The sequence below is a fragment of the Pseudomonas sp. Leaf127 genome (assembly GCF_001423155.1).
In the GTDB taxonomy this organism is placed as follows: Bacteria; Pseudomonadota; Gammaproteobacteria; order Pseudomonadales; family Pseudomonadaceae; genus Aquipseudomonas; species Aquipseudomonas ovata.
Map to the genome: position 1 here is coordinate 401,423 of NZ_LMOA01000022.1, position 24,222 is coordinate 425,644.

Below are 24,222 nucleotides of genomic sequence, written 5' to 3' on the forward strand. Positions count from 1 at the left end.
GGACTCTTAAAAGGCTGAGGCAGTGGAAAGATCCTGGATGTCGAGCGCCAGCGGCTCGGGACCACTGAGCTTGACCCGCTCATGAGCGGCCAGGGCCAGCGTTGCACCGACCACATTGGGGCGGATCGGCAGTTCGCCGGCGTTCAGGTCCAGCAGGCACACCAGCGTCACGCTGGCCGGGCGGCCGTAGTCGAACAGCTCGTTAAGGGCGGCGCGCACCGTGCGTCCGCTCATCAGCACGTCGTCGATCAACACCAGGTGCTGGCCTTCGATCTCGAACGGCAGCTCTGAAGGCCGCACCTGGGGATGCAGGCCGTTCTGGCTGAAATCGTCACGGTAGAACGACACGTCCAGCGTGCCCAGCGGCCCCGGATGGTCCAGTGTCTGGAGCAGTGCCTGCGCGACCCACACGCCCCCGGTACGAATGCCGATGAAGCGTGGTTCGTGAATGCCGCGATGGCTCAGGTGGGCGGTGAGGTCGGTGGCCATCTGACGGATCAGATCGGCGGGGTTGGGCAAACTCATGCTGGCTCCTTCAGAAGCTTGTCGTGCGCCCGCAGCCGGGCGCACTCAAGCGCAAACGTGGGATTCGAAGCGTTGCGGGGGCAAAAGGTCACACATTGAGCAGCTGCGGGTTGGCATCCAGCCAGCCTTGCAGCAGCAGGGCGGCCGCAATCGCATCCACCGGGTTGTCACGGTAACTGCCGCGCTGGCCGCCACGGGCCATGCGCTCGCCCTTGGCCTCGAAGGTGGTCAGGCGCTCGTCGTGGGTGTAGGCGGGGACATTGAAGCGACCGTTGAGCTGGCGTGAGAACTTCTCGGCACGGGCACTCATGTCGCTGGGCGTGCCGTCCATGTTCAGGGGCAGGCCGACCACCACCGCGTCGGGCTTCCACTCCTTGAACAGGGCCTGCATCTGGTCCCAGTTGGGCACCCCGTTCTGGGCCTTGAGGGTGCACAGCTCGCGGGCCTGGCCGGTAATGGCCTGACCCACCGAAACACCGATCTGCCGCGTGCCGTAGTCGAAGCCCAGAATCAGGCGCAAGGCCGCCATCAGGCGTGCCCTGCCTGGGTCGAGAGCAGGCTCAGGTTGATGCCCAGGCGTGCAGCGGCCGCATTGAGGCGCTGGTCGCTGTCGGTCTCGAACAGGATGGCGGCATCGAACGGGCAGGTCAGCCAGGCATTGGCCGCCATTTCGGCGTCCAGCTGGCCGGCATCCCAGCCGGCATAGCCCAGGGTGATCAGGCTGTGCGCGGGGGCGTCGCCGTCGGCGATGGCAAACAGGATGTCCTGCGAGGTCGACAGCGCTATGCCGCCCAGCTCGACCGTGGACTGAAAGACCGGCCCGCTGGGGTGCAGGACGAAGCCGCGATCGGTCTGCACCGGGCCGCCGGAGTGAATGCGGATCTGCTGGCAGCGCACCGGTGGCAATTGCTCGGGGCGCAGTTGCTCCAGTACGTCGGCCAGGGTCAGGTCCTGCGGACGGTTAATGACCAGCCCCATCGCGCCATCGGCATTGTGCTCGACAATGTAAGTCAGGGTCTGCGCAAAATGCGGATCGTCCATGTGCGGCATGGCGATCAGGAACTGATGCTTGAAGTAACTTGCAGTGACGTTTTTCATGACGCCTAGTGTGGCGCTGCCGGCGGTCGCTGACAACTGTCACTTATGGCAGAGCGCGCCCCTGAACCGAAATTCTGCGGCGCTGCCATTCCCGGCCGGGGGGCTCAATTGCTGGACAGTTTGTCGCCGCGGGCAAATTTCCAGGTGCGGATGATTTCCAGCCGGTCGATGTCGGCCAGATCGCCGCTGAACGGCGCAAAAGGTGCCGCCAGGCGCACGATGCGCTGGGCGGCCTGGTCCAGCAGCGGCTGGCCGGAGGATTCCAGCACCAGCACTTCATACAGCGAACCGTCGCGGTTGATCGACACCAGCAGGCGCAGGCTGCCGTAGATCTGCTGGCGACGTGCCTCCTCGGGGTAATTGAGGTTGCCGACCCGCTCGACTTTCTTGCGCCAGTCGTCCTTGTACCAGGCCCCCTTGTCGCGCATGGTCGAGGCCGCATTGAGGCGATGGATCTTGGGCCGCTTGGCATAGCGCTGCTGCTCGTCCGACAGCTCGGCTTCGAGGCTGGCAATTTCATTGCTCAGTTGAGCGCTGTCAAAGGTCGGGGCTTCCCGCGGCTTGGGGTCAGGCTTGACCTCTTCACGACGCGTGACGGTCTTTTCCTTCGCCGGTGCCACCGTGGCCACGGCGGCCTTCGGCGCTTCCTGCTTCTGGACCGCCTTGCTGGCCGGCGGCGGGGTCACCTTGTTGATCTCGGTGTCCTGGAACGGCGCCAGCTCAGTGGTCTTGAGCGTCTGGGCCTGATCCAGCGTGCCGCTGCCCTGCTGGTTGTCCTGGGCCAGGAAATCGGCCTGCTCGGGCGCCTTCTCGCTCTTGAAGGTGGCGAGGGTGATTTCCAGGGTGCGGGAAATCTGCTCGGGCTTCACATAGGTAAAGCCCACCCCGAGGATGACCACCAGGTGCACCAGGGCAGCGATCAGCAGGGTAAAGCCCAGGCGATCGCGCGAGCGCACGCCGGAGCGCGGGGGTTCGATCAAGAGGGGGTTGTAGGCCATTGCAGTCATGGGCGGTCGGGCATCATTGGAGCCTGTAGGTCAGGTGCATGTCGCAGGTCGCACATGATAACGCAATGAAAGCTACAAGCCATGAGCGGCAAGCGGCAAGCGGCAAGCCACAGCCGGACTGCTCTGCTTGCAGCTTATCGCTTGCGGCTTGCCGCTTAGGCCTTATCGCGCCTTGAGCTTCTTCTCGATCGCATCCATCAGCAGGCTGCCGATGCGGGTGCCGAAAGCATTGTCGATTTCGCGGATGCAGGTCGGGCTGGTGACGTTGATTTCGGTCAGGTGCTCGCCGATCACGTCCAGGCCGACGAACAGCAGGCCTTTTTCGCGCAGGGTCGGGGCGACCTGGGCCACGATCCAGCGGTCGCGCTCGGTCAGCGGGCGGGCTTCACCACGGCCGCCGGCGGCCAGGTTGCCACGGGTTTCGCCGGCAGCCGGGATGCGCGCCAGGCAATAGGGCACCGGCTCGCCGTCGACCACCAGAATGCGCTTGTCACCGTCCTTGATGGCCGGCAGGTAACCCTGGGCCATGATCTGCTGGGTGCCGTTCAGGGTCAGGGTTTCCAGGATCACCGACAGGTTCGGGTCGCCGGCGCGGTGGCGAAAGATGGAAGTGCCGCCCATGCCGTCCAGCGGCTTGAGGATGGTGTCACCCTGTTGTTCGGCAAAGGCGCGCAGGATGTCCGCACGGCGGCTGACCAGCGTCGGCGGGGTGCACTGCGGAAATTGCGTGGCGAACAGCTTTTCATTGCAGTCGCGCAGGCTCTGCGGCTTGTTGACCACCAGCACGCCGTCGCGCTCGGCCTGCTCCAGCAGGTAGGTGGCGTAGACGAATTCCATGTCGAAGGGCGGGTCCTTGCGCATCAGGATCACGTCCAGCTCGGCCAGGCCCGTGTCGGCTTCATCGCCCAGCTCGAACCATTTGGCCGGGTCGGCGAACACGGTCAGCGGCTTCATGCGCGCGCGGGCCTTGCCGGCGTCCAGGTACAGGTCCTGCTGCTCCATGTAGAACAGCGACCAGCCGCGTTCCTGTGCAGCCAGGAGCATGGCCAGCGAGCTGTCCTTCTTATAGGAGATGCGCTCGATCGGGTCCATGACAATCCCTAGGCGAACACTCATGGGCAATATCCTCTGTACGTTGCGGCCGACGGCCGAAAAACCGTCAGGGTCGCTTGCACCATGCCTCGCGGTCAAGAGGCCAGCGCCCTGCGCGCTTGATGGATTGCGCCTGGAGAGTGTGCTAAAAAGTCACGGCACCCACTGCCTGCCTGGCAGCGGCCTGTCAGAGCCGGCTCGCGGCGACGGAACAGCCCCACATGTCACAGCACGCCACAGCATTGAAGGTCATGGTGATCGATGATTCGCGGACCATTCGCCGTACCGCCGAAACCATCCTCAAGAGTGCCGGCTGTGAAGTCATCACGGCGGTTGACGGTTTCGAGGCGCTGGCCAAGATTGTCGACCATCACCCGCGCATCATCTTCGTCGACATCATGATGCCGCGTCTGGATGGCTACCAGACCTGCGCCCTGATCAAGAACAACCGGGCCTTCAAGGCCACGCCGGTGATCATGCTGTCGTCCAAGGACGGCCTGTTCGACAAGGCCAAGGGCCGGATCGTCGGTTCTGATCAGTTTTTGACCAAGCCTTTCAGTCAGGAAGAACTGCTCAATGCCATCAAGGTCCATGTACCGGGCTTCCTGAGCGTTGAACAACATGAATCGTGAGGCCTGCGGCGTGTGCCGCCGGCCTGCCATCTTTTGGGGAACACCATGGCTCGAATACTGATCGTCGACGATTCGCCGACCGAAATGTACAAACTCACCGGCATTCTGGAAAAGCACGGCCACCAGGTCCTCAAGGCCGAGAACGGTGCCGACGGCGTGGCCCTGGCCCGCCAGGAAAAACCCGATGCGGTGCTGATGGACATCGTCATGCCCGGGCTCAACGGCTTCCAGGCCACGCGCCAGTTGAGCAAGGACCCCGACACCCGGCCCATTCCCGTCATCATGGTGACCACCAAGGATCAGGAAACCGACAAGGTCTGGGGCGAGCGCCAGGGGGCCCGCGGCTACCTGACCAAGCCGGTGGACGAAGACACCCTGATCAAGGTCCTGAATTCGGTCCTGGCCGGCTGAGAACCCTTATGCCCACGCCACCGTCGCTGAACGGTTCGCGCACTGCGTTCGAGCTGTTGTTCGCCATCGACCAGCGCTGCCGCTCGCTGGCCGCCGGCCTGCCGGCCCAGACCACCCGCGAGCAGGACTGGAGCGGCATCGGTTTTCGCCTGGGCGAGCACCTGTTCGTCACGCCGATGGGCGAGATCGCCGAAATTCTCAACGAACCGCGCTGCACCGCGATGCCCGGGGTCAAGCCTTGGGTGTTGGGCATTGCCAACCTGCGCGGGCGCTTGCTGCCAGTCATCGACCTGTGCGGTTACTTTGGCCATGCGTGCTCGCCCTTGCGCAAGCCGCGCCAGGTGCTGGTGGTCGAGCAGCCTGAGGTGTTCGCCGGCCTGCTGGTCGATGAAGTCCTGGGCATGCAGCACTTCGACCCGGCCAGCCTGGTGCGTGGCGCCGAGGCGTCGCCGACCCTGGGGATGGCGCCGTTCATCCCCGGGCAATTCATCCGCGAGCAGCCCTGGCGGGTGTTCAGTACCCGGGCCCTGGCACAGTCCCGGGGATTCATGGATGTCGCGCTTTGAGTCGTACAGGAAACGTCATGGTTGATACAGGCACATTGCAGGACGGTGCACGCAGCCGGGCGCAGATCATCACGCTGTTCGTCGCGTTGATCGTGTTCATCATTCTGCTGTTCGCCAACTTCGCGTACCTCAACACGCAGTCGAACTACGAAAAGCAGTACATCGGCCATGCCGGCGAGCTGCGCGTGTTGTCCCAGCGCATCGCCAAGAACGCCACCGAGGCCGCCGGCGGCAAGGCCCAGGCGTTCAGGTTGCTGGCCGATGCGCGCAACGATTTCGACCTGCGCTGGGGTTACCTGAAAAAGGGCGACCCGGCCACCGGCCTGCCGGCCGCGCCGTCGGGGGTGCGCGACGAACTGCGGGCGGTGCAGAACGACTGGGAAGCGCTGCGCAAGAGCACCGATGTCATCCTGGCCAACGAACAGACCGTGCTGTCGCTGCATCAGGTCGCTGCCACGCTGGCCGAAACCATCCCGCAATTGCAGACCGAATACGAAAAGGTCGTCGAGATCCTGTTGCAGAACAATGCCCCGGCCAGCCAGGTGGTCCTGGCCCAGCGCCAGGCCTTGCTGGGCGAGCGCATCCTGGGCTCGGTCAACAAGGTGCTGGCCGGCGACGACACGGCCGTGCAGGCAGCCGACGCCTTCGGGCGCGACGCCAGCCAGTTCGGCCGCGTGCTCAGCGGTATGCTCGAAGGCAACCCGGGCCTGCACATCAGCCAGGTCGAAGACCGCGATGCGCGGGCGCGGCTGAGCGAGATTGCCGAACTGTTCGAGTTTGTCTCAGGCTCGGTCGACGAGATCCTCGAAACCTCCCCCGAGCTGTTCCAGGTGCGCGAGGCTTCAAGCAAGATCTTCACCACCTCGCAGACCCTGCTCGACCAGGCTTCCACACTGGCCAACAGCCTGGAACACCTGGCCAGCCGGCGCACGGTCAATTCCATTGGTGGCTACATCATCGGCCTGCTGGCCTTGATGTCGATCATTCTTATTGGCCTGGTGATGGTGCGCGAGACCAACCGCCAATTGCATGAAACCGCGCAGAAAAGCGAGCGCAACCAGGCGGCGATCATGCGCCTGCTCAACGAGATCGAAGAGCTGGCCGATGGCGACCTGACCGTGGCCGCATCGGTGACCGAGGACTTCACCGGCGCCATTGCCGACTCGATCAACTATTCCATCGACCAGTTGCGCGAACTGGTGGCGACCATCAACATCACCGCCGAGCAGGTCGCCGCCGCCGTGCAGGACACCCAGGCCACCGCCTCGCAACTGGCGCGCGCTTCCGAGCACCAGGCCTTGCAGATCAGCGCCGCCTCCACGGCGATCAACGACATGGCGCAGTCGATCGACCAGGTGTCGACCAATGCCTCGGAATCCTCGGCGGTGGCGGCCCGCTCGGTGGCGATTGCCAACAAGGGCAACGAAGTGGTGCACAACACCATCGACGGCATGGACAACATTCGCGAGCAGATCCAGGACACGTCCAAACGCATCAAGCGCCTGGGCGAGTCGTCCCAGGAAATCGGCGATATTGTCAGCCTGATCGATGACATTTCCGATCAGACCAATATCCTGGCCCTCAATGCCGCGATCCAGGCCTCGATGGCCGGTGATGCCGGGCGCGGGTTTGCCGTGGTCGCCGACGAAGTGCAGCGCCTGGCCGAGCGCTCGTCGTCGGCCACCAAGCAGATCGAAACCCTGGTGCGGGCCATCCAGAACGACACCAACGAAGCGGTGATCTCCATGGAGCAGACCACCAGCGAAGTGGTGCGCGGTGCACGCCTGGCGCAAGATGCCGGGGTGGCGCTGGAAGAAATCGAAGGCGTCTCCAGGGTGCTGGCCGAGCTGATCGAAAGCATCACGGTCGCCGCCCAGCAACAGGCGGTGTCGGCCGGGCAGATCGCGCAGACCATGACCGTGATCCAGCAGATCACCTCGCAGACCACCTCGGGCACCTCGATGACCGCCGAGAGCATCGGCAACCTGGCGAAAATGGCCAGCGAGATGCGCCGCTCCGTATCCGGCTTTACCTTGCCACCTTCCCGGGATCAGGCTTGAGGCCTCGATGATGACCACGCACGTTTCCCGGAGCTTCCCGCGCCATGCCTGATCGTCACGATTACGTGGCCCTTGAATGGGTCAAGGGCGAGATCGCCGAAACCCTGGGGCAGGCCCGCCAGGCGCTTGACGTATTCGTCGCCGCCTCCGGCAACCTGGCCGCGCTGGACGAATACATCCACGGCGTGCACCAGGTGCAGGGCAGCCTGCAGATGATCGAGTTCTACGGCGCCGCCTTGCTCGCCGAAGAAATCGAACTGCTGGGCGTGGCCCTGCGCGAAGGCCGGGTGGGCAGCCAGACCGAGACCGTGCACCTGCTCAACCAGGCCATGACCCAGTTGCCGCTCTACCTTGAGCGCACCCATGCGGCGCGCCGCGACCTGCCGCTGGTGATCCTGCCGCTGCTCAACGACCTGCGCGGCGCCCGTGGCGAGAGCCTGCTGTCGGAAACCCGCCTGTTCGCCCCGCAGTTCTATGACATCGACCCGCTCGACGACCAGGCCCTGCGCCTGCGCGAAAGCCCCGAACTGCCCGGGCAACTGCGTCAATGGCGCCAGAACCTGCAAAATGCACTGGCCGGATTGATGCGTGAACAGGACGTGCAAGGCCATCTGCACCAGCTGGCCGAGGTGTTCGCTCATCTCGAGCACCTGTGCGCCGACGCCCCGTTGGGTGCCTTGTGGCGCATCACCTCGGCGCTGGTCGAAAGCCTGCCGGCCAGTCGCTTCACCAACAGCCCGGCCCTGCGCAGCCTGCTGCGCGACGCCGATCGCGAACTCAAGCGCTTGATGGCCCAGGGCATCGAGGGCATCAATCAGCCGGCGCCCGAAGAGCTGCTCAAGAGCCTGCTGTTCTACATCGCCAAGTCCGAGGGCCGGGCGCCGAAACTGCTGGCGCTCAAGGACGACTATGCGCTGGACGATGCCTTGCCCGGCAGCGAGGTGGTCGACCAGGAGCGCGCGCGCATGGCCGGCCCCGACCGCGATGCCATGCGCTCGGTGATCCTGGCGGTGTGCGCAGGGCTGGTACGGGCCAAGGAGCGGCTCGATGTGTTCGTGCGCGGCGACCGCCAGCACGTCAGCGAACTCAATGCCTTGCTGGGGCCGCTGCGGCAGATTGCCGATACCCTGGCGGTGCTGGGGTTCGGCCAGCCGCGCAAGGTGATCATCGACCAGACCGGCGTGGTCCAGAGCATGGCCCAGGGGCAGCGCGAGCCCAACGATGCGGCGTTGATGGACGTGGCCGGGGCGCTGCTGTACGTCGAGTCGACGCTGGCCGGCATGATCGGTGCGGTCGGCGAGACCCGTCGCGAAGAAAGCCGCCTGCCGACCACCGACCTGACCCAGATCCACCAGTTGGTGGTGCGCGAGGCGCGGCTGGTGCTGCAACAGGCCAAGGATGTGCTGATCGACGGCCTGGAGGGCGAGTGGTCGGCGCAACGCCTGGCGCCGCTGGGCGAGTTGCTGGTGCAGGTGCGCGGCGCCCTGGCAATGATTCCGCTGAGCCGGGCTGCCAGCCTGCTGGCCGCCGGCAACGACTATGTGCGCCAGCACCTGCTCACGGCCGCCACCCGGCCTGACGAGCACGCGCTCGAAGGCCTGGCCGAAGCCTTGAGTGCGGTCGAGTATTACCTGGAGCGCATGAACGAAGACCACGAGGCGGCCGGCGACCCGATTCTCGACATGGCCCAGGCCAGCCTGGCCCGGCTCGGCTATGCACCGGCCTCGCCAGGCCCTGAGGCGCCTGACGACGATGCCCTTGAAGAGCCGGTGCCGGCCCCCGGCAGCCTGGCCCAAGTGCTGGCCAGCCCGTTGGCAACGATCAACCCGCCGGGCCGCGACATGCCGGCCAGCCTGCTGCCACCACCGGCCGATGAACCGGCGGTGGACGACGAACTGCGCGAGGTGTTCATCGAGGAGGCCCAGGAAATCCTCGACGCCCTCAAGCAATCACAGCCGCGCTGGCTGGTGGCCCTGGCCACGCCGGGGGCAGCCACCCATCAGGCCCTGCGCGAAGTGCGCCGCGCCTTTCACTCGCTCAAGGGCAGCGGCCGCATGGTCCGTGCGCTGGTGCTCAGCGAGCTGGCCTGGTCGGTGGAAAACCTGCTCAACCGCGTGCTTGAAGGCAGCGTGGCGGCCGACCAGCCGGTGCGCCAGCTGCTCGGCGAAGTGCAGGCCTTGCTGCCGGCCCTGGTGGCCGACTTCGCCGCCGGCGCCCAGCGCCAGCGTGACGATGCCGACCGCCTGGCCACCCAGGCGCAGCGCCTGGCCGGTGCCAGCGCGCCGGTGGTGCCGACGGTCAAGCCGGCCGACGACCTGGATCCTCAGTTGCTGGACATCTTTCGCCAGGAGGCGCTGGGCCATCTGCATGTGATCGACCGCTTTCTCGACAGCGCCGCGCGCCGCGACTCGGCGGCCATTGGCGACGACCTGCTGCGTGCCCTGCACACTCTCAAGGGCAGCGCCTACATGGCCGGTGTGTTGCCGATGGCGGAACTGGCCAGCCCGCTGGATGAACTGGTGCGCGAGTTCAAGGCCAATCTGATCGCCATTGAAACCCCCGAGCTCAAGCTGCTGCGCGCCGCCGAACCGCTGTTCTATCAGGGGCTGGAGCAACTCGACAGCCAGCCCCTGGCGCCGATTCCGGGGGCCGCGCAACTGATCGAGGCGGCCCGCTCGTTGCTTGAGCAGCGCCTGGCGGCGGCCTTGCACGACGCCCCCGACGGCCTGCCGGTGCGGCCCAATCCCAAGCTGATCGCGACTTTTCTCGCCGAGGGCATGGACATCGTGCTGGACGCCGAGGGCCTGTTGCAGCGCTGGCGGCAGCACCCTGGCGCGCGCCAGGAACTGACCGCGCTGCTTGATGAGCTGACTACCCTGGGCCACAGCGCGCACCTGGCCGAGCTGCCGCAGGTCGATGAACTGTGCGAGGCCCTGCTGGACCTGTATGGCGCGGTGGAAGAAAGCAGCCTGGCGGCCAGCGAGCGCTTCTTCGATGAGGCCGGCCACGCCCATGAGGCGCTGATCGACATGCTCGACCAGATCGCCGCCGGCCAGGACGTCGTGCCGCGCCCCGATTGCGTCCAGGCCTTGTATGCGCTGCTTGACCAGGCCCTGGCGCCGGACGCGACGGGCCTGGTGGCCCGCGATGGCCGCCCGGTGACCGAGCTGGGCGCGGTGATCGAGCAGATGGCCGGCCCGTCCCGGCAGGATGAGGCGGCGCCTGACGACGAAATCATCACGGTGTTTCTCGAAGAGGCCGCCGATATCCTCGACAGCGCAGGCCAGACGCTGCACCGCTGGCTGAGCGAACCGGATAACCCGCAGCCGCTGTCGGCGCTGCAACGCGACCTGCATACGCTCAAGGGCGGTGCGCGCATGGCCGGTGTCACAGCGATCAGCGACCTGGGCCATGAGCTTGAAGCCCTGTATGAAGGGCTGATCGACCGACGCTACAGCTATTCACCAGCGCTCGCCGGGCTGTTGCTCGACTGCCATGAGCAATTGCAGCAGTGGCTCGGACAGCTCGGCACCCGGCAACCGCTGGACGACCCGGCGCCGCTGATCGACGCTCTCGACGCGCTGCGCCAGGGAAAAGGCATGACCTGGGGCGATCCACTGCCTGCCGCCGTGGATCAGGCCCCTGAGGCCGGCGAACGTGATCCGGAGTTGCTGGAGATCTTTCTCGAAGAAGGCTTCGATCTCCTCGACAGCGCCAGTGCCGCCCTGAGCCGCTGGCAGGTCGACCCGCACAACACCCTGGAAGTCGAGAACCTGCTGCGCGACCTGCACACCCTCAAGGGCGGTGCGCGCATGCTCGAAATCAAGCCGCTGAGTGACCTGGCCCACGAGGTCGAATCGCTGTATGAGTCTGTTGCCGGTGGCCTGCGTACGCCGGGACCGCTGTTGCTGGAGGCCCTGCAGCGCGGTCACGACCGGCTGGCCGACATGCTTGATGCGGTGCGTGCCGGCCAGCCGCTGCCGGACGCCGAGGCCCTGATCGACAGCCTGCGCCAACTGGAAGTGGTGGAGCCAACCGCCACTGCCGTACCGGTGTCGGCAGCGAGCGCTGTGGTCACGGACCCCGATGCCGAGCGTATCGGCCCGGAAATGGTCAAGGTCGCCGCCGAAGACCTGGAGCAACTGGTCAACCTGGCCGGTGAAACCTCCATTTTTCGCGGGCGCATCGAGCAGCAGATTTTCGACACGCAAGCGACCCTGGCCGAAATCGAAACTACCCTGGCGCGCATGCGCGACCAGTTGCGCCGCCTGGACAGCGAAACCCAGGGCCGCTTGCTGGCCCGCGAGCAGGTCCCGGCCGAACGGCGCGGCTACGAAGAGTTCGATCCGCTGGAAATGGACCGCCATTCACAGCTGCAACAACTGTCGCGGGCCTTGAGCGAATCGGCCTCGGACCTACTGGACCTCAAGGAAACCCTGGACCTGCGCGCCCGCGATGCCGGCACGCTGCTGACCCGCCAGGCGCGGGTCAACACCGAACTGCAGGAAGGCCTGATGCGCACACGCATGGTGCCCTTCGAACGGCTGGTGCCACGCCTGCGCCGGGTGGTGCGCCAGGTGGCCGGCGAGCTGGATAAACAGGTGCAGTTCGAGGTGGCCAACGCCGATGGCGAACTGGATCGCAGCGTGCTGGAGCGGATGGTCGCACCGCTGGAGCACATGCTGCGCAATGCCGTGGACCATGGCCTGGAAAGCACCGAGAAGCGCCTGGCCGCCGGCAAGCCGGCGCAGGGCCTGATCCAGCTGGCGCTGATGCACGAAGGCGGCGACCTGATCATCGAACTGAGTGATGACGGCCCCGGTGTCGACCTGGCGGCTGTGCGCCGCAAGGCGATCAAGCGCGGGCTGATCCGTGCCGACGCGGTGCTGGCCGACCACGAGGTGCTGCCGTTCATCCTCGAAGCGGGGTTCTCCACCGCCGAGGTGATCACCCAGATTTCCGGGCGTGGCGTGGGCATGGACGTGGTGCATGCCGAGGTCAAGCAACTGGGCGGCTCGATGACCATCGACTCGGTGGCCGGGCTGGGCACGCGTTTTCGCATCCGCCTGCCGTTCTCGGTGTCGGTCAACCGTGCCCTGATGGTGCAGTGCGGTGAAGAACTCTACGCGGTGCCGTTGAACACCATCGAAGGCATCGTCCGGGTCATGCCGGGCCAGTTGCTCGAACACTATCAGACCCAGCCACCGCGTTACCGCTATGGCGGACGCACCTATGAGCTGCGCTACCTGGGCGAGCTGCTCGGCAATGGCCAGCCGCGCCTGTTCGATCAGTTCCAGCCCTTGCCGGTGCTGCTGGTGCACCTGCAGGACCAGTGGGTGGCGGTGCAGGTCGATGCCCTGGCCGGCTCGCGCGAGATCGTGGTCAAGAGCCTCGGGGCGCAATTTGCCCAGGTCCAGGGCCTGAGCGGCGCGACGATCCTGGGTGACGGCCGGGTGGTGCTGATTCTCGACCTGCTGGCCTACGTCCGCGCCCGGCAAGGCCGCACGCCACACGCCTTGCCCGATGACACCGCCAGCTGGTTCACCGAGACCGGGCCACGGGCCTTGCGGGTCATGGTGGTGGACGATTCGGTGACCGTGCGCAAGGTCACCGGCCGGCTGCTGGAGCGCCACGGCATGCAGGTGGTGACCGCCAAGGACGGGGTCGATGCCATGAGCCTGCTGGAAGACTTCACCCCGGACGTCCTGTTGCTGGACATCGAAATGCCGCGCATGGACGGCTTTGAAGTGGCCACCCGAATTCGCCAGGACGAACAGCTCAAGGACCTGCCCATCATCATGATCACCTCACGCTCGGGCCAGAAACACCGTGACCGGGCCATGGCCATCGGGGTCAACGACTACCTGAGCAAGCCTTACCAGGAATCGGTGCTGCTCGACAGCATCCAGCGCTGGAGCGCACGCCATGTCTGATGCCAGCTTTCAGTCGGCGCGGCTGACCAGCCTGACGTGCCTGCTGCTGCCGTTGAGCGACCGCTACCTGTTGCTGCCCAATGTCGCGGTGGCCGAGCTGATCGACTATCAGGATTGCCACGCCGACCCGGACGCGCCGCCCTGGTACCTGGGCCACATCGCCTGGCGTGACCTGAGCCTGCCGCTGCTGAGCTTCGAAGCGGCCTGCGGCGGGCGCACCAAGGTCGGCGGCCGGGCGCGCATCGTGGTGCTCAATGCCCTGGGCGGGCACCCGCAACTGCGCTACCTGGCGCTGTTGATCCAGAACATCCCGCGCTCGTGCAAGGTCGACAACCAGCTCAGCTATGTCGACGTGCCCCTGGCCCGACTGGAGCTGGCTGCCGTGCAGGTCGGCGACACCCAGGCCCGCATCCCCGACCTGCCGGCGCTGGAGCAATGGCTGCTGGAAGCCGGCCTGGTTGTGTAGGACCCATGCCGATCAGTTAAGCCGGTTTCCACCCGATTTTGCGTCTGACACTCAATTGTGGGAGGCAGCAACTGTCTGGCAATAACTGTGTGACAGGCGCAGCAGGTGTGTTGGGCTTGCTGGCCTCATCGCGGGCAGAGCCCCCTCCCACAGGTTTGATGTTGTCCAAGGTGGAGTGTCTGACACCAGACTGTGGGAGGCAGCTCTGCTGGCGATGGCGATGGGACAGGCGCAGCAGGTGTGTTGGCCTTGCTGGCCTCATCGCCGGCAAGCCGCCTCCCACAGGATTGATGTTGTCCTGGATCTCGTGCCTGGCACTGGACTGTGGGAGGCAGCTCTGCTGGCGATGTCTATGGGACAGGCGCAGCAGGTGTAGGGTCCTTGCCGGCCTCGTTGCCGGCAAATTGGAGTGCCGACCGGCCCCTGCCACACGTTCAGCGTTCGACGGCATTCAGCTTAACTGACTGGCATTACTGTGTAGGGCAGGCCGGGCTTCGGTCCACTTCAAGCGGGGCAAGAATGCTGCCAGTCGGGTCCTTCGGGATGGTCGACGAAGTGATGGCAATTGGCTTGACGCTTGCCATGGCTACCGTAGACTGGCGGCGTCCAGCCTGGAGTCTGTGCGATGCGTTGTCTGAAGACCGTTGTTTCTGGATTCTTGCCTGCCAGCAGTCCGGCCCAGACGCCGGCCGCTCCTGATCCCTCACTGCACATGCCCGCCATGTTGGCGACCCAGGCCCGTTTCCCGGAGTTCAAGTGAACGCACCCGTGCCCGGTGTCGTCGAGCGGATTTTCGCGCAATACCTTGAGCTGGAGCGGCAAATCCGCACGGCCCGCAGCATCGAGCAGTTGGCCTACAGCCTGGTCAACGACGGCCAGCACCTGTTCGGCTTTCGTCATGCCGCCTTGCTGATTGCCGGCAAGGTGCGTGCAGTCACCGGGATCAGCATGGTCGAGCCCAACGCGCCGTTCGTGGCCTTTGTCGAGCATGCCGTGGCGCAACTGCGTGCGCAGGCGCGGTTCAAGACACCTGACATCGTGAGCATGGAAGGTTTTGACAACGCCGTGCGCGAAGACTGGCTGAGCCTGTCGGCCCCGAGCGTGTTCTGGCTGCCGTTGCAGGACTACCAGGGCGAAGTGTTCGGCGGCCTGTGGCTGGCCCGTGATCGCGGCTGGACGTCCTCGGAAAAGATTCTGTTTACCCAGTTGGGCGACACCTGTGCCCATGCCTGGCTGGCCTTGCAGCCGCGCAAGCCCTGGCGCCTGCGCCTGACCCGCAAGCGCCAGATGATCGTGGCGGCCGTGCTGTTGCTGGCGTTGCTGATTCCGGTGCGTCAGTCGGTGCTGGCACCGGCCGAAGTCGTGCCGCTGGGCGGGCGGGTCGTGGCGGCACCGCTGGACGGGGTGATCGCCGAGTTTCTGGTCAAGCCCAACCAGCCGGTCAAGACCGGCGAGCTGCTGGTGCGTTTCGAAGGCACCACGCTCAAGGCCCAGGCCGATGTCGCCGAGCGCGCGCTGGGGGTGGCCGAGGCGGAACTGCGCGCCAACTCGCAGCGCTCGTTCGCCGATGCCGAATCCAATGCCCGGCTTGACCTGCTGGCCGCCCGTGTGGCGCAGAAGCGTGCCGAGCGCGACTATGCCAGCGAACTGCTCAAGCGCAGCGAAGTACGCGCCGAGCGTGACGGCATTGCCGTGTTTGCCGACGCCCAGCGCTGGATCGGCAAGCCGGTGCAGACTGGCGAGCGACTGATGGAAATTGCCGATCCCGCCCAGGCCGAGCTGCGCATCGAACTGGCCGTGGGCGATGCCATCGTGCTCAAGCCTGACGCCGAAGTGGCGCTGTTTCTCGACAGCGATCCGTTGCACCGTCATACCGCGACCTTGCAACGCGCCGCTTATGAAGCCCAGCCGACCCCCGGTGGTCAGTTGGCCTATCGCCTAGACGCCGGGTTTGTCGATGCGCCGCCGCGTATCGGCCTGCGCGGCACCGCCAAGGTCTATGGCGAGCGCGCACCGCTGGCGTTGTACCTGCTGCGCCGGCCACTGGCTGGGTTGCGCCAGAGCATCGGCCTTTAGATGAGCCTGCCCGGCCTGCGTGAAGACCTGCAACTGACGCCGGCCAGTCCTGCCCTGGACGGCTCGCCGCGCTGGACGCTGGCTGACCCGATCAGCGGCCGCTATTACAAGCTCGGCGCCCAGGCCATTCGCCTGTTGCGTCACTGGGCACTGGGCGATCCTGGCCAGGTGCTACAGGCTGCCAACCGCGAGCCGGGCTTGCGCGTTGGCGAAAAAGAGCTGGAGGCGATGCTGGCCTTCCTGCGCCGCTACGACCTGATCACCTCGACCGACCCGCAGCAGCGCGGCAGCTATGGCATCAAGACCGCCGCCACGCGTCAGAGTCTGTGGAAAAAGGTGCTGCACCAATACCTGTTCTTTCGCATTCCATTGTGGCGCCCGGACGCGTTTTTCAATCGTGCCTGGCCCTGGGTGCAACGCTTTGGCCCGGCCTTGTTGAAGGTCGGCCTGCCACTGACGCTGATGCTGGGCGTGTTCCTGGTGTCGCGGGACTGGCAGCGGTTTGTCGGCTCGTTCCCGTACCTGTTCAGCCTGGGCGGGGCGCTGGCGTTTGCCGTGGCGCTGTTCTTTGCCAAGCTCTGTCATGAGTTTGGCCATGCGTTCATGGCCAAGCGCGCCGGGTGCCGTGTACAGAGCATGGGCGTGGCGTTCATGGTGCTGTTTCCGCTGTTCTACACCGACGTCAGCGATGCCTGGCGGGTCAACGACCAGCGTGCGCGACTATTGATCGGTGCCGGCGGGGTGCTGGCGGAGATGGTCCTGGCCTGTATCGCCTTACTGGCCTGGTCGCTGCTGCCGGACGGACCGGCGCGCACCGCCGCGTTCATGCTGGCCAGCGCGACCTGGATCACCACGGTGATCGTCAACCTCAACCCGTTCATGCGCTTCGACGGCTACTTTTTGGTCAGCGACCTGTGGCAGGTCGACAACCTGCAAGGCCGGGCCTTTGCCTTGTGCCGCTGGCGCCTGCGCGAGGCGCTGTTCGGCTATGGCCTGCAGGCGCCAGAGCCCTGGTCGTCACCGATGCGCCGGCGCCTGCTGTGGTGGGGCTACCTGTCGTGGCTGTGGCGGGCGGCGCTGTTTTTCGGCATTGCGCTGGCGGTCTATCACCTGTTTTTCAAATTGCTTGGCATCTTCCTGATGCTGGTCGAGCTGGGCTGGTTCATCTTCATGCCGATTTATAAAGAAATGCAGCATTGGTGGGCACACCGCGAACAGGCGCACACCCCGCGCGTGCTGATCAGCGCGCTGATCCTGTTGGCACTGGTCGCGGTGCTGGTGGTGCCGTGGCGCAGCAGCGTCGAGCTGCCGGCGATGCTCGAAGCCGAGCGGGTCAGCGTCTTGCACGCGCCGGTGGCGGCCCGCGTCAGGCAGGTCAATGTCCAGGACGGTCAGCCGGTCGGGCAGGGCACCGTGCTGGTGGAGCTTGAGTCGCCGGACATCGAGTCGCGCCTGGTCATCGTGCGCCGCGAGATCGACATCATGCAGCTGCAGATGCGCCGTCAGGCCGGGCGCAGCGAGACGGCCGGTGACGTCGGGATTCTTGAACAGCGCCTGGCCGAGGCGCTGGCCGAATACCGGGGCTTGAGCGCCCAGCGCGAACGCCTGTTGATCCGTGCCCCGCAGGCTGGCCGGGTGCGCGACCTGCTGCCCAATCTGGTGCCGGGCCGCTGGGTTTCCACCCAGATGCCCCTGGTGCGCATCGTCGAACCCGGCGCCCGACTGCGTGGTTACCTGGCTGAAGACGCGCTCTGGCGTGTGGTGCCTGGTGCGCAAGGGCGCTTCATTGCCGACGACCCGATGCGTGCGGCCCTTGAGGTCCGGCTGCTGGACATCGACGCCAACGGCGTGAGCTGGCTGGACCAGGAAGCCCTGGCCTCCGACCATCATGGTCCGATTGCCGTGCGCCGCGACGAAAGCAACCGCGCTGAACCCGTGCAGGCCCAGTACGGTGCGCGGCTGGGCATTGATCAGGCGGTCGAGGCGCCGGTGCAGCCGCTGCGCGGCGTGGTGGTGCTGGACGGGCGCAGCGAATCGCTGGTGGTGGCGGCCTGGCGCCGACTGGCGGCACTGGGGGTCAGGGAAAGCGGCTTCTGATTCTCATAAAGCCATGGGCGGTGAGGCTGGCCGCCTGCTCTCTTGCCATCCATTACCCTGACCGTAACGATCCTGCGCCCAGCTTGATTGATGCCAGGCCATGCACCTTCTAAGGTGACCCACGACAGCGAATCTCGTGGAGTGACCATGACAATGACAAACAACCCCGACGCGCGCTGGTCGCGGCGCCGCAGCGAAAAGCAGCGGCGGCTGGACCAGGTCAGGCCGCTGGCCGACGGTGTGGTGATTCCCACCGACAAGATCGTCGCCGCGCTCGAGGCGCTGCTGGTCGCCGGCGACCGGGTGGTGCTGGAAGGCAATAACCAGAAGCAGGCCGACTTTCTGTCACGCTCGCTGGTCCAGGTCGATCCTGGCAAGGTCCACGACCTGCACATGATCATGCCCAGCGTCGGGCGGTCCGAGCACCTTGATCTGTTCGAGCGCGGCATTGCCCGCAAGCTCGACTTCTCCTTTGCCGGCACCCAGAGCCTGCGCATCAGCCAGTTGCTCGAAGACGGGCTGCTGGAAATCGGCGCCATCCACACCTACATCGAACTCTATGCACGGCTGGTGGTGGACCTGATCCCCAACGTGGTCTTGTCCGCAGGTTTCATGGCCGACCGTGCCGGCAACATCTACACCGGCCCCAGCACCGAAGACAGCCCGGCACTGATCGAGCCGGCCGCGTTCAGCGACGGTATCGTCATTGTCCAGGTCAACCAGTTGGTCGACGACGTCAGCGAGCTGCCCCGGGTCGACATTCCGGCCTCGTGGGTCGACTTTGTGGTGGTGGCCGACAAGCCGTTCTACATCGAGCCGCTGTTCACCCGCGACCCGCGCCATATCAAGCCGGTGCACGTGCTGATGGCGATGATGGCCATCCGTGGCATCTACGAGAAACACAATGTGCAGTCGCTCAACCACGGCATCGGCTTCAACACCGCCGCCATCGAGCTGATCCTGCCCACCTACGGCGAGTCGCTGGGCCTCAAGGGCAAGATCTGTCGCAACTGGACGCTCAACCCGCACCCGACGCTGATTCCGGCCATCGAAAGCGGCTGGGTCGAGAGCGTGCACTGCTTCGGCACCGAGCTGGGCATGGAAAACTACATTGCCGCACGCCCCGATGTGTTCTTTACCGGTCGCGACGGCTCGATGCGCTCCAACCGCCAACTGTGCCAACTGGCCGGGCAATACGCGGTGGACCTGTTTATCGGCGCCACCTTGCAGGTCGACGGCGACGGCCATTCGTCCACCGTGACCCGTGGCCGGCTGGCCGGCTTCGGCGGCGCGCCGAACATGGGCCATGACCCCGGCGGTCGGCGTCACAGCACCCCGGCCTGGCTCGACATGCGCACCGCCAGCGGCGACGGCCCGGCGGCCTATCTGGAGCGCGGCCGCAAGCTGGTGGTGCAGATGGTCGAAACCTTCCAGGAAGGCGGCAAACCCACCTTCGTCGACACCCTTGATGCCATCGAAGTGGCGAAAAAGAGCGGCATGCCGCTGGCGCCGATCATGGTCTACGGCGACGACGTCACCCACCTGCTCACCGAAGAGGGCATTGCCTATCTGTATCGGGCGCGCAGCCTGGAAGAGCGCCGCGCAATGATCGCTGCCGTGGCCGGCGTGACCGCCATCGGCCTGCGGCATGACCCGAAAGAAACCGCTCGCCTGCGCCGCGAGGGGCTGATTGCCCTGCCCGAAGACCTTGGCATCCGCCGCCTTGATGCCAGCCGCGAACTGCTGGCCGCCAAGAGCATCGCCGACCTGGTCGAGTGGTCCGGTGGCCTGTACAACCCGCCCGCCAAATTCAGGAGCTGGTGATGAGTGCCCTCAAGCGTCATCTACCCGAACAGTCGCTGGCCGACCGCCTGGCCGACCTGGCCGTCGAGGCCCTGATCAACGAAGCCGAGCTGTCGCCCAAGCCGGCGCTGGTCGACCGTCGCAGCAGTGGCGCGCACCGCGACATGCACCTGGGCCTGATGCAGGCCTCTGCGCTGTCGCTGTGGCCGACCTTCCAGCAGATGGCCGCCGCGGCGCTCGAACACGGCGACGTCGGCCAGGCGTTGCGCGAAACCCTGGGCCGCCTGGGCCGTGAAGGCGAGGCCGACATGCTGCGCACCACCGGCGGGGTCAACACCCATCGCGGCGCGATCTGGGCGCTGGGCCTGCTGGTCGCCGCCGCAGCGCTGGATGCCGACGACGCGACCCCGGCCGGCCTGTGCCAGCGTGCCGCTCGCCTGGCGCGGATCGACGACCGCCAGGCCGCACCGGCCGCCAGCCATGGCCTTGAAGTGACCCGGCGCTACGGCGTGGCGGGTGCTCGGGAACAGGCCCGGCAAGGCTTTCCGGCCATTACCGGCTACGCCTTGCCACAGTTGCAGCGCAGCCGCGCCGCCGCCTGTGGCGAGCAGAATGCCCGGCTGGATGCCTTGCTGGCAATCATGACCACCCTGACCGACACCTGCGTGCTGCACCGCGCCGGCCTTGAGGGCCTGCACGCCATGCAGCACGGCGCGCAACGGGTACTGGAGGCCGGCGGCAGCGCCAGCCTGGCCGGGCGGCGCGAGCTGCACGTGCTGGACCGGCAACTCACCGAACTGAACGCCTCGGCCGGCGGCGCCGCCGACCTGCTGGCGGCCTGCCTGTTCATCGATGGCCTGGAGCCTGCGCTCGGCCATCCATCACGGAGTCTCTGACCATGGAAACCCTGTCATTCGAATTTCCGGCCGGGCAACCGCCACGCGGCCGTGCGCTGGTCGGCTGTGTCGGCTCCGGCGACCTTGAGGTGCTGCTGGAACCGGGTTTGCCGGGCAAGTTGTCGATCCGCGTGGTGACTTCGGTCAACGGCGCCAGTGCGCGCTGGGAGCATCTGTTCCAGCGCATGTTCGACGGCCAGGTGCCCCAGGCCCTGAACATCGACATCCATGACTTCGGCGCCACGCCAGGGGTGGTGCGCCTGCGTCTGGAACAAGGCTTCGAGGAGGTCGGCCATGACTGACACCGCCCGCTTGCTGCAGCAACACAGCTTCATCGAACTGGGTGCCCGCCAGCGTGCCAAAGCCTTGCTCGATGCGGGCAGCTTCCGTGAATTGATCGACCCCTTCGAGCGCCTGATTTCGCCCTGGCTGGTGCAGCAGGGCGTGGTGCCGCAGGCCGATGACGGCGTAGTGATCGCCAAGGGTACCGTGCAAGGCCGGCCAGTGGTCATCGCCGCCATCGAAGGCGCGTTCCAGGGCGGCAGCATGGGCGAGGTCGGCGGCGCGAAAATGGCCGGCGCACTGGAACTGGCCGCCGAGGACAACCGCAATGGCATCCCTACTGCCGCCATCCTGCTGCTGGAAACCGGCGGCGTGCGCTTGCAGGAAGCCAACCTGGGGCTGGCGGCGATTGCCGAGATCCAGGCCGCCATCGTCGACCTGCGCCAGTACCAGCCGGTGATCGGCGTGGTGGCCGGCAGTGTGGGGTGCTTTGGCGGCATGTCGATCGCCGCCGGCCTGTGCAGCTATGTGCTGGTGACCCGCGAAGCGCGACTGGGCCTGAACGGTCCGCAGGTGATCGAGCAGGAAGCCGGCATCGAGGAATACGACTCACGCGACCGGCCGTTCATCTGGAGCCTGACCGGTGGTGAGCAACGCTTTGCCAGCGCTTTGGTGGACGGTTTTGCCGCCGACGACACCCACGACATTCAACGGCAGGTCAGTGCCTGGCTGGAGCAGGGTGTACCGGCCCGCCATCGCAGCGGGCAGTACGCCGACTACCTGCAACGCCTGGGGCAACTCGACACCGCGCCGCAGATCGATGCGCAGACGGTGCGCACCCTCTATCAAGGAGACCGCTCATGAGCGCTTCACAACGGGGCCTGAACTGGCTCGACGCCTTGGGCGCCCAAGGTCAGCCTGTGGCCGGCCTGCCGCCTTCGGTGCGCGCGGTCGACGCCACGCTGGGTGAACAGCCGGTACGCTTCATCGCCGTGGTGGCTGATGCCGCCAATCCGTTTCCCCGCGCCCGCGAAGGCGAAGTCGGGCTGCTGGAAGGCTGGGGGCTGGCCAAGGCTGTGGACCAGGTGATCGAGCAGGACCGCGCACTGGATGATAAGCGGGCGCTGATCGCCATTATCGACGTGCCCAGCCAGGCCTATGGCCGCCGCGAAGAAGCGCTGGGCATTCATCAGGCACTGGCCGGGGCCGTGGACAGCTACGCCCGGGCCCGGCTGGCCGGGCATCCGGTGATCGGCCTGCTGGTCGGCAAGGCGATGTCCGGGGCATTCCTGGCTCACGGCTACCAGGCCAACCGTCTGATTGCCCTGCGCGATCCGGGGGTCATGGTGCATGCGATGGGCAAGGCCTCGGCCGCGCGCGTCACCCAGCGCAGCGTCGACGAACTGGAAAAACTCGCCGCCAGCATTGCGCCGATGGCCTATGACATCGACAGCTACGCCAGCCTCGGCCTGCTGTGGGAAACCCTCACCGTCGGGCGCATCGAGCAACCCGGTGCCGACGACCTGGCCCAGGTGCGCCAGGTGTTGAATGCGGCCATCGCCGATGTACGACGCAGCGGTCGCGACCTCAGCGGTCGGCTCGGCGCCCGCCATCGGGCGGCCTCGGCGCAGGTGCGCCAGCGGCTGCGCGAGCAATGGGCATGAACAGCCTGCTTCCCCACGACTTGCTCTGGGGCATGACGGTGGCCGAACTGGCGGCCGATGCGCCGGCCTGGGCCATTGAGGTGGTGCGCCAAGGCCAGCCGGTGGTGGTACGCCGTGAAAGGCTGGCGCCGGAGCGCATTGCCGTGGGCATCCGCGGGCTGCGCCGTGAGCAGCGGCATGCCGCCAGCCTGCCGCGTTCGGCCGTGGTGCGTCAGGTACGGCCGGAGCAATTGATCGAGGCCGACAGACTGCGTGACATGCCGGCCTTGCGGGCCCTGCAACACGTCCGCCCGCTCATGCACGCACTGGGCCTGGCCTGGGGCGTGGCGGGCAGTGCCGGGTTCGAACTGGCCTGTGGTGTGGCCGCGCTGCATGAAGGCAGCGACCTGGACCTGATCGTGCGCACGCCGGTGTGCGTGTCCCGCGCCTGGGCTGCCGACCTGGTCGCGGTGCTGGACAGCGCGCCCTGCCGGGTCGATGTGCAGTTGCAACTGCCGCACGGGGCGCTGGCCCTGCGCGAATGGGCCGGGGCGTCACGCCAGGTCCTGCTCAAGACCTGTGAGGGCGCGCAGTTGCTCAGCGATCCCTGGCAGCGTTTGCAGGCCTGTGCATGAGCCGCCTGTGGGTGTTCCCCGGCCAGGGCGCGCAGCAACCGGGCATGCTGCACCGCCTGGCGCAAGCGACCGTGGTGCAGGACACCGTGAACCAGGCCTGTGAGGTGCTGGGTGAAGATGTGCTGGCGCTGGACAGCGAGCAGGCCTTGCGCGGCACCCGTGCCGTGCAGCTGTGCCTGCTGATCGCAGGCGTTGGGGCGGCGCGCCTGCTGGAGCAAAACGGCTGCAGCACCGACTTTGTCGCCGGCCTGTCCATCGGCGCTTACCCGGCGGCGGTGGTTGCCGGGGCGCTGGCCTTCGACGAGGCCCTGCGGCTGGTCGCCCTGCGCGGCGAGCTGATGCACAACGCCTACCCCGAAGGCTACGGCATGACCGTGATCCTCGGTCTGGAGTTGTCCGAGATCGAGCGTTTGCTGGCTCAGGTCAACGGCCCGCAGGCACCGGTGTTTCTGGCCAATATCAACGCCGAGCGGCAACTGGTGATTGCCGGCAGCGTGGCAGCCATGCAAGAGGTCGCACGGCGGGCCAGGGCGGCGGGTGCCAGTGGCGCAAAACGCCTGGCGGTCAGCGTGCCGTCGCATTGCCCGCTGCTCGACGGTCCGGCGCGGGCGCTGAATGAGGCCTTTGCCAAGGTTGAGGTACGCACCCCCCGGCTGCGCTACCTCAGCGGCACCTCGGCCAGGCCGATCTACCACGCCGACAAACTGCGCGACGACCTGGCTTTCAACATGTGCCGGGTCATCGACTGGCGCAGCACCGCAGAGACCGCCTTCGAGCGCGGTGTGCACCTGCAGATCGAAATGCCGCCCGGGTCGGTACTGACCGGGTTGGGCCGCAAAACCCTGCAACACGCCACGGCGATCGCCTTTGACGGCGCCCGTCTCGACAGTCTGGTCGCCTTGTCGCGCGAGGAGGAAAGCCCCCACTCCTGAACACCGAGTGCAGCTGCTACGAAGGACAAAAACAACAACTTCAGCAATGCAAACAAAGGAATAACAAC

At 66.3% G+C, this 24,222-nt stretch carries 20 protein-coding genes; 15 read left to right on the plus strand and 5 right to left on the minus strand.

Features of this window, described 5'->3' with window-relative positions:
- Positions 1–6 precede the first annotated feature (6 nt).
- From pyrR to gshB, 5 genes are all read right to left on the minus strand, one after another.
- Positions 7–525 carry a bifunctional pyr operon transcriptional regulator/uracil phosphoribosyltransferase PyrR gene (gene pyrR, locus ASF84_RS19700; protein ID WP_056840524.1) on the minus strand — a complete coding sequence of 173 codons (519 nt, stop codon included), beginning with the start codon at positions 523–525 and terminating at the stop codon, positions 7–9.
- A gap of 88 nt (positions 526–613) precedes the next feature.
- The gene (gene ruvX / locus ASF84_RS19705; RefSeq protein WP_056840525.1) at positions 614–1,054 is read right to left on the minus strand and encodes a Holliday junction resolvase RuvX; all 441 of its coding nucleotides are present in this window, start codon (positions 1,052–1,054) and stop codon (positions 614–616) included.
- The gene (locus tag ASF84_RS19710; protein ID WP_056840526.1) at positions 1,054–1,623 is read right to left on the minus strand and encodes a YqgE/AlgH family protein; all 570 of its coding nucleotides are present in this window, start codon (positions 1,621–1,623) and stop codon (positions 1,054–1,056) included. Before ASF84_RS19710 ends, ruvX begins: the two co-directional genes overlap by 1 nt.
- Positions 1,624–1,727: 104 nt before the next feature.
- Positions 1,728–2,630 (minus strand): energy transducer TonB, encoded by a 903-nt coding sequence (locus tag ASF84_RS19715; protein ID WP_056840527.1) that lies wholly within the window; start codon positions 2,628–2,630, stop codon positions 1,728–1,730.
- A gap of 162 nt (positions 2,631–2,792) precedes the next feature.
- On the minus strand, positions 2,793–3,746 hold the full coding sequence (gshB, locus tag ASF84_RS19720) for a glutathione synthase (RefSeq protein ID WP_056840528.1): 954 nt from the start codon (positions 3,744–3,746) through the stop codon (positions 2,793–2,795).
- Between the two features lie 197 nt (positions 3,747–3,943).
- On the opposite strand from gshB, the gene pilG reads away from it, so the two are divergent.
- The 15 genes from pilG (at position 3,944) to mdcH (ending at position 24,154) form a co-directional block, all read left to right on the plus strand.
- Entirely contained in the window at positions 3,944–4,354 is a 411-nt protein-coding gene (pilG, locus tag ASF84_RS19725) for a twitching motility response regulator PilG (RefSeq protein ID WP_056840529.1), read from the plus strand.
- 45 nt (positions 4,355–4,399) lie between these two features.
- A complete protein-coding gene (gene pilH, locus ASF84_RS19730; RefSeq protein WP_056840816.1) occupies positions 4,400–4,765 on the plus strand; it encodes a twitching motility response regulator PilH in 366 nt (121 codons plus the stop codon).
- Between the two features lie 26 nt (positions 4,766–4,791).
- Positions 4,792–5,331, plus strand: coding sequence for a chemotaxis protein CheW (locus ASF84_RS19735; RefSeq protein ID WP_056840817.1), 540 nt, complete (start codon positions 4,792–4,794; stop codon positions 5,329–5,331).
- Between the two features lie 17 nt (positions 5,332–5,348).
- Positions 5,349–7,391: a methyl-accepting chemotaxis protein gene (locus tag ASF84_RS19740; protein ID WP_056840530.1), complete on the plus strand. Its 2,043-nt coding sequence runs from the start codon at positions 5,349–5,351 to the stop codon at positions 7,389–7,391.
- A 44-nt stretch (positions 7,392–7,435) separates the two neighbouring features.
- Entirely contained in the window at positions 7,436–13,324 is a 5,889-nt protein-coding gene (locus tag ASF84_RS19745) for an Hpt domain-containing protein (protein ID WP_056840531.1), read from the plus strand.
- Complete coding sequence (locus tag ASF84_RS19750) at positions 13,317–13,790, plus strand: chemotaxis protein CheW (RefSeq protein WP_056840532.1); 474 nt, start codon at positions 13,317–13,319, stop codon at positions 13,788–13,790. The genes ASF84_RS19745 and ASF84_RS19750 overlap by 8 nt, the downstream gene beginning before the upstream one ends.
- A 756-nt stretch (positions 13,791–14,546) precedes the next feature.
- Positions 14,547–15,866, plus strand: a complete 1,320-nt coding sequence (locus ASF84_RS19755; RefSeq protein WP_056840533.1) for an efflux RND transporter periplasmic adaptor subunit — start codon at positions 14,547–14,549, stop codon at positions 15,864–15,866.
- A complete protein-coding gene (locus tag ASF84_RS19760) occupies positions 15,867–17,963 on the plus strand; it encodes a site-2 protease family protein (RefSeq protein ID WP_056840534.1) in 2,097 nt (698 codons plus the stop codon).
- Between the two features lie 147 nt (positions 17,964–18,110).
- Complete coding sequence (gene mdcA / locus ASF84_RS19765) at positions 18,111–19,787, plus strand: malonate decarboxylase subunit alpha (protein WP_056840535.1); 1,677 nt, start codon at positions 18,111–18,113, stop codon at positions 19,785–19,787.
- Positions 19,787–20,662, plus strand: coding sequence for a triphosphoribosyl-dephospho-CoA synthase (locus ASF84_RS19770; RefSeq protein WP_056840536.1), 876 nt, complete (start codon positions 19,787–19,789; stop codon positions 20,660–20,662). Before mdcA ends, ASF84_RS19770 begins: the two co-directional genes overlap by 1 nt.
- Before the next feature lie 2 nt (positions 20,663–20,664).
- Complete coding sequence (locus ASF84_RS19775) at positions 20,665–20,964, plus strand: malonate decarboxylase subunit delta (RefSeq protein ID WP_056840537.1); 300 nt, start codon at positions 20,665–20,667, stop codon at positions 20,962–20,964.
- Complete coding sequence (locus ASF84_RS19780) at positions 20,957–21,808, plus strand: biotin-independent malonate decarboxylase subunit beta (RefSeq protein WP_056840538.1); 852 nt, start codon at positions 20,957–20,959, stop codon at positions 21,806–21,808. Before ASF84_RS19775 ends, ASF84_RS19780 begins: the two co-directional genes overlap by 8 nt.
- Positions 21,805–22,608, plus strand: a complete 804-nt coding sequence (gene mdcE / locus ASF84_RS19785) for a biotin-independent malonate decarboxylase subunit gamma (RefSeq protein ID WP_056840539.1) — start codon at positions 21,805–21,807, stop codon at positions 22,606–22,608. Before ASF84_RS19780 ends, mdcE begins: the two co-directional genes overlap by 4 nt.
- Positions 22,605–23,222: a malonate decarboxylase holo-ACP synthase gene (locus ASF84_RS19790; protein WP_421957991.1), complete on the plus strand. Its 618-nt coding sequence runs from the start codon at positions 22,605–22,607 to the stop codon at positions 23,220–23,222. The genes mdcE and ASF84_RS19790 overlap by 4 nt, the downstream gene beginning before the upstream one ends.
- On the plus strand, positions 23,219–24,154 hold the full coding sequence (mdcH, locus tag ASF84_RS19795; RefSeq protein ID WP_056840541.1) for a malonate decarboxylase subunit epsilon: 936 nt from the start codon (positions 23,219–23,221) through the stop codon (positions 24,152–24,154). Before ASF84_RS19790 ends, mdcH begins: the two co-directional genes overlap by 4 nt.
- Positions 24,155–24,222: the final 68 nt, after the last annotated feature.

Excerpts from the sequence above, each read along its gene's own strand:
- pyrR (WP_056840524.1), bottom strand. The coding sequence starts at position 525 with ATGAGTTTGCCCAACCCCGCCGATCTGATCCGTCAGATGGCCACCGAC.
- ruvX (WP_056840525.1), bottom strand. The coding sequence starts at position 1,054 with ATGGCGGCCTTGCGCCTGATTCTGGGCTTCGACTACGGCACGCGGCAG.
- ASF84_RS19710 (WP_056840526.1), bottom strand. The coding sequence starts at position 1,623 with ATGAAAAACGTCACTGCAAGTTACTTCAAGCATCAGTTCCTGATCGCC.
- ASF84_RS19715 (WP_056840527.1), bottom strand. The coding sequence starts at position 2,630 with ATGACTGCAATGGCCTACAACCCCCTCTTGATCGAACCCCCGCGCTCC.
- gshB (WP_056840528.1), bottom strand. The coding sequence starts at position 3,746 with ATGAGTGTTCGCCTAGGGATTGTCATGGACCCGATCGAGCGCATCTCC.
- pilG (WP_056840529.1), top strand. The coding sequence starts at position 3,944 with ATGTCACAGCACGCCACAGCATTGAAGGTCATGGTGATCGATGATTCG.
- pilH (WP_056840816.1), top strand. The coding sequence starts at position 4,400 with ATGGCTCGAATACTGATCGTCGACGATTCGCCGACCGAAATGTACAAA.
- ASF84_RS19740 (WP_056840530.1), top strand. The coding sequence starts at position 5,349 with ATGGTTGATACAGGCACATTGCAGGACGGTGCACGCAGCCGGGCGCAG.
- ASF84_RS19745 (WP_056840531.1), top strand. The coding sequence starts at position 7,436 with ATGCCTGATCGTCACGATTACGTGGCCCTTGAATGGGTCAAGGGCGAG.
- ASF84_RS19750 (WP_056840532.1), top strand. The coding sequence starts at position 13,317 with ATGTCTGATGCCAGCTTTCAGTCGGCGCGGCTGACCAGCCTGACGTGC.
- ASF84_RS19760 (WP_056840534.1), top strand. The coding sequence starts at position 15,867 with ATGAGCCTGCCCGGCCTGCGTGAAGACCTGCAACTGACGCCGGCCAGT.
- mdcA (WP_056840535.1), top strand. The coding sequence starts at position 18,111 with ATGACAATGACAAACAACCCCGACGCGCGCTGGTCGCGGCGCCGCAGC.
- ASF84_RS19770 (WP_056840536.1), top strand. The coding sequence starts at position 19,787 with ATGAGTGCCCTCAAGCGTCATCTACCCGAACAGTCGCTGGCCGACCGC.
- ASF84_RS19775 (WP_056840537.1), top strand. The coding sequence starts at position 20,665 with ATGGAAACCCTGTCATTCGAATTTCCGGCCGGGCAACCGCCACGCGGC.
- ASF84_RS19780 (WP_056840538.1), top strand. The coding sequence starts at position 20,957 with ATGACTGACACCGCCCGCTTGCTGCAGCAACACAGCTTCATCGAACTG.
- mdcE (WP_056840539.1), top strand. The coding sequence starts at position 21,805 with ATGAGCGCTTCACAACGGGGCCTGAACTGGCTCGACGCCTTGGGCGCC.
- ASF84_RS19790 (WP_421957991.1), top strand. The coding sequence starts at position 22,605 with ATGAACAGCCTGCTTCCCCACGACTTGCTCTGGGGCATGACGGTGGCC.
- mdcH (WP_056840541.1), top strand. The coding sequence starts at position 23,219 with ATGAGCCGCCTGTGGGTGTTCCCCGGCCAGGGCGCGCAGCAACCGGGC.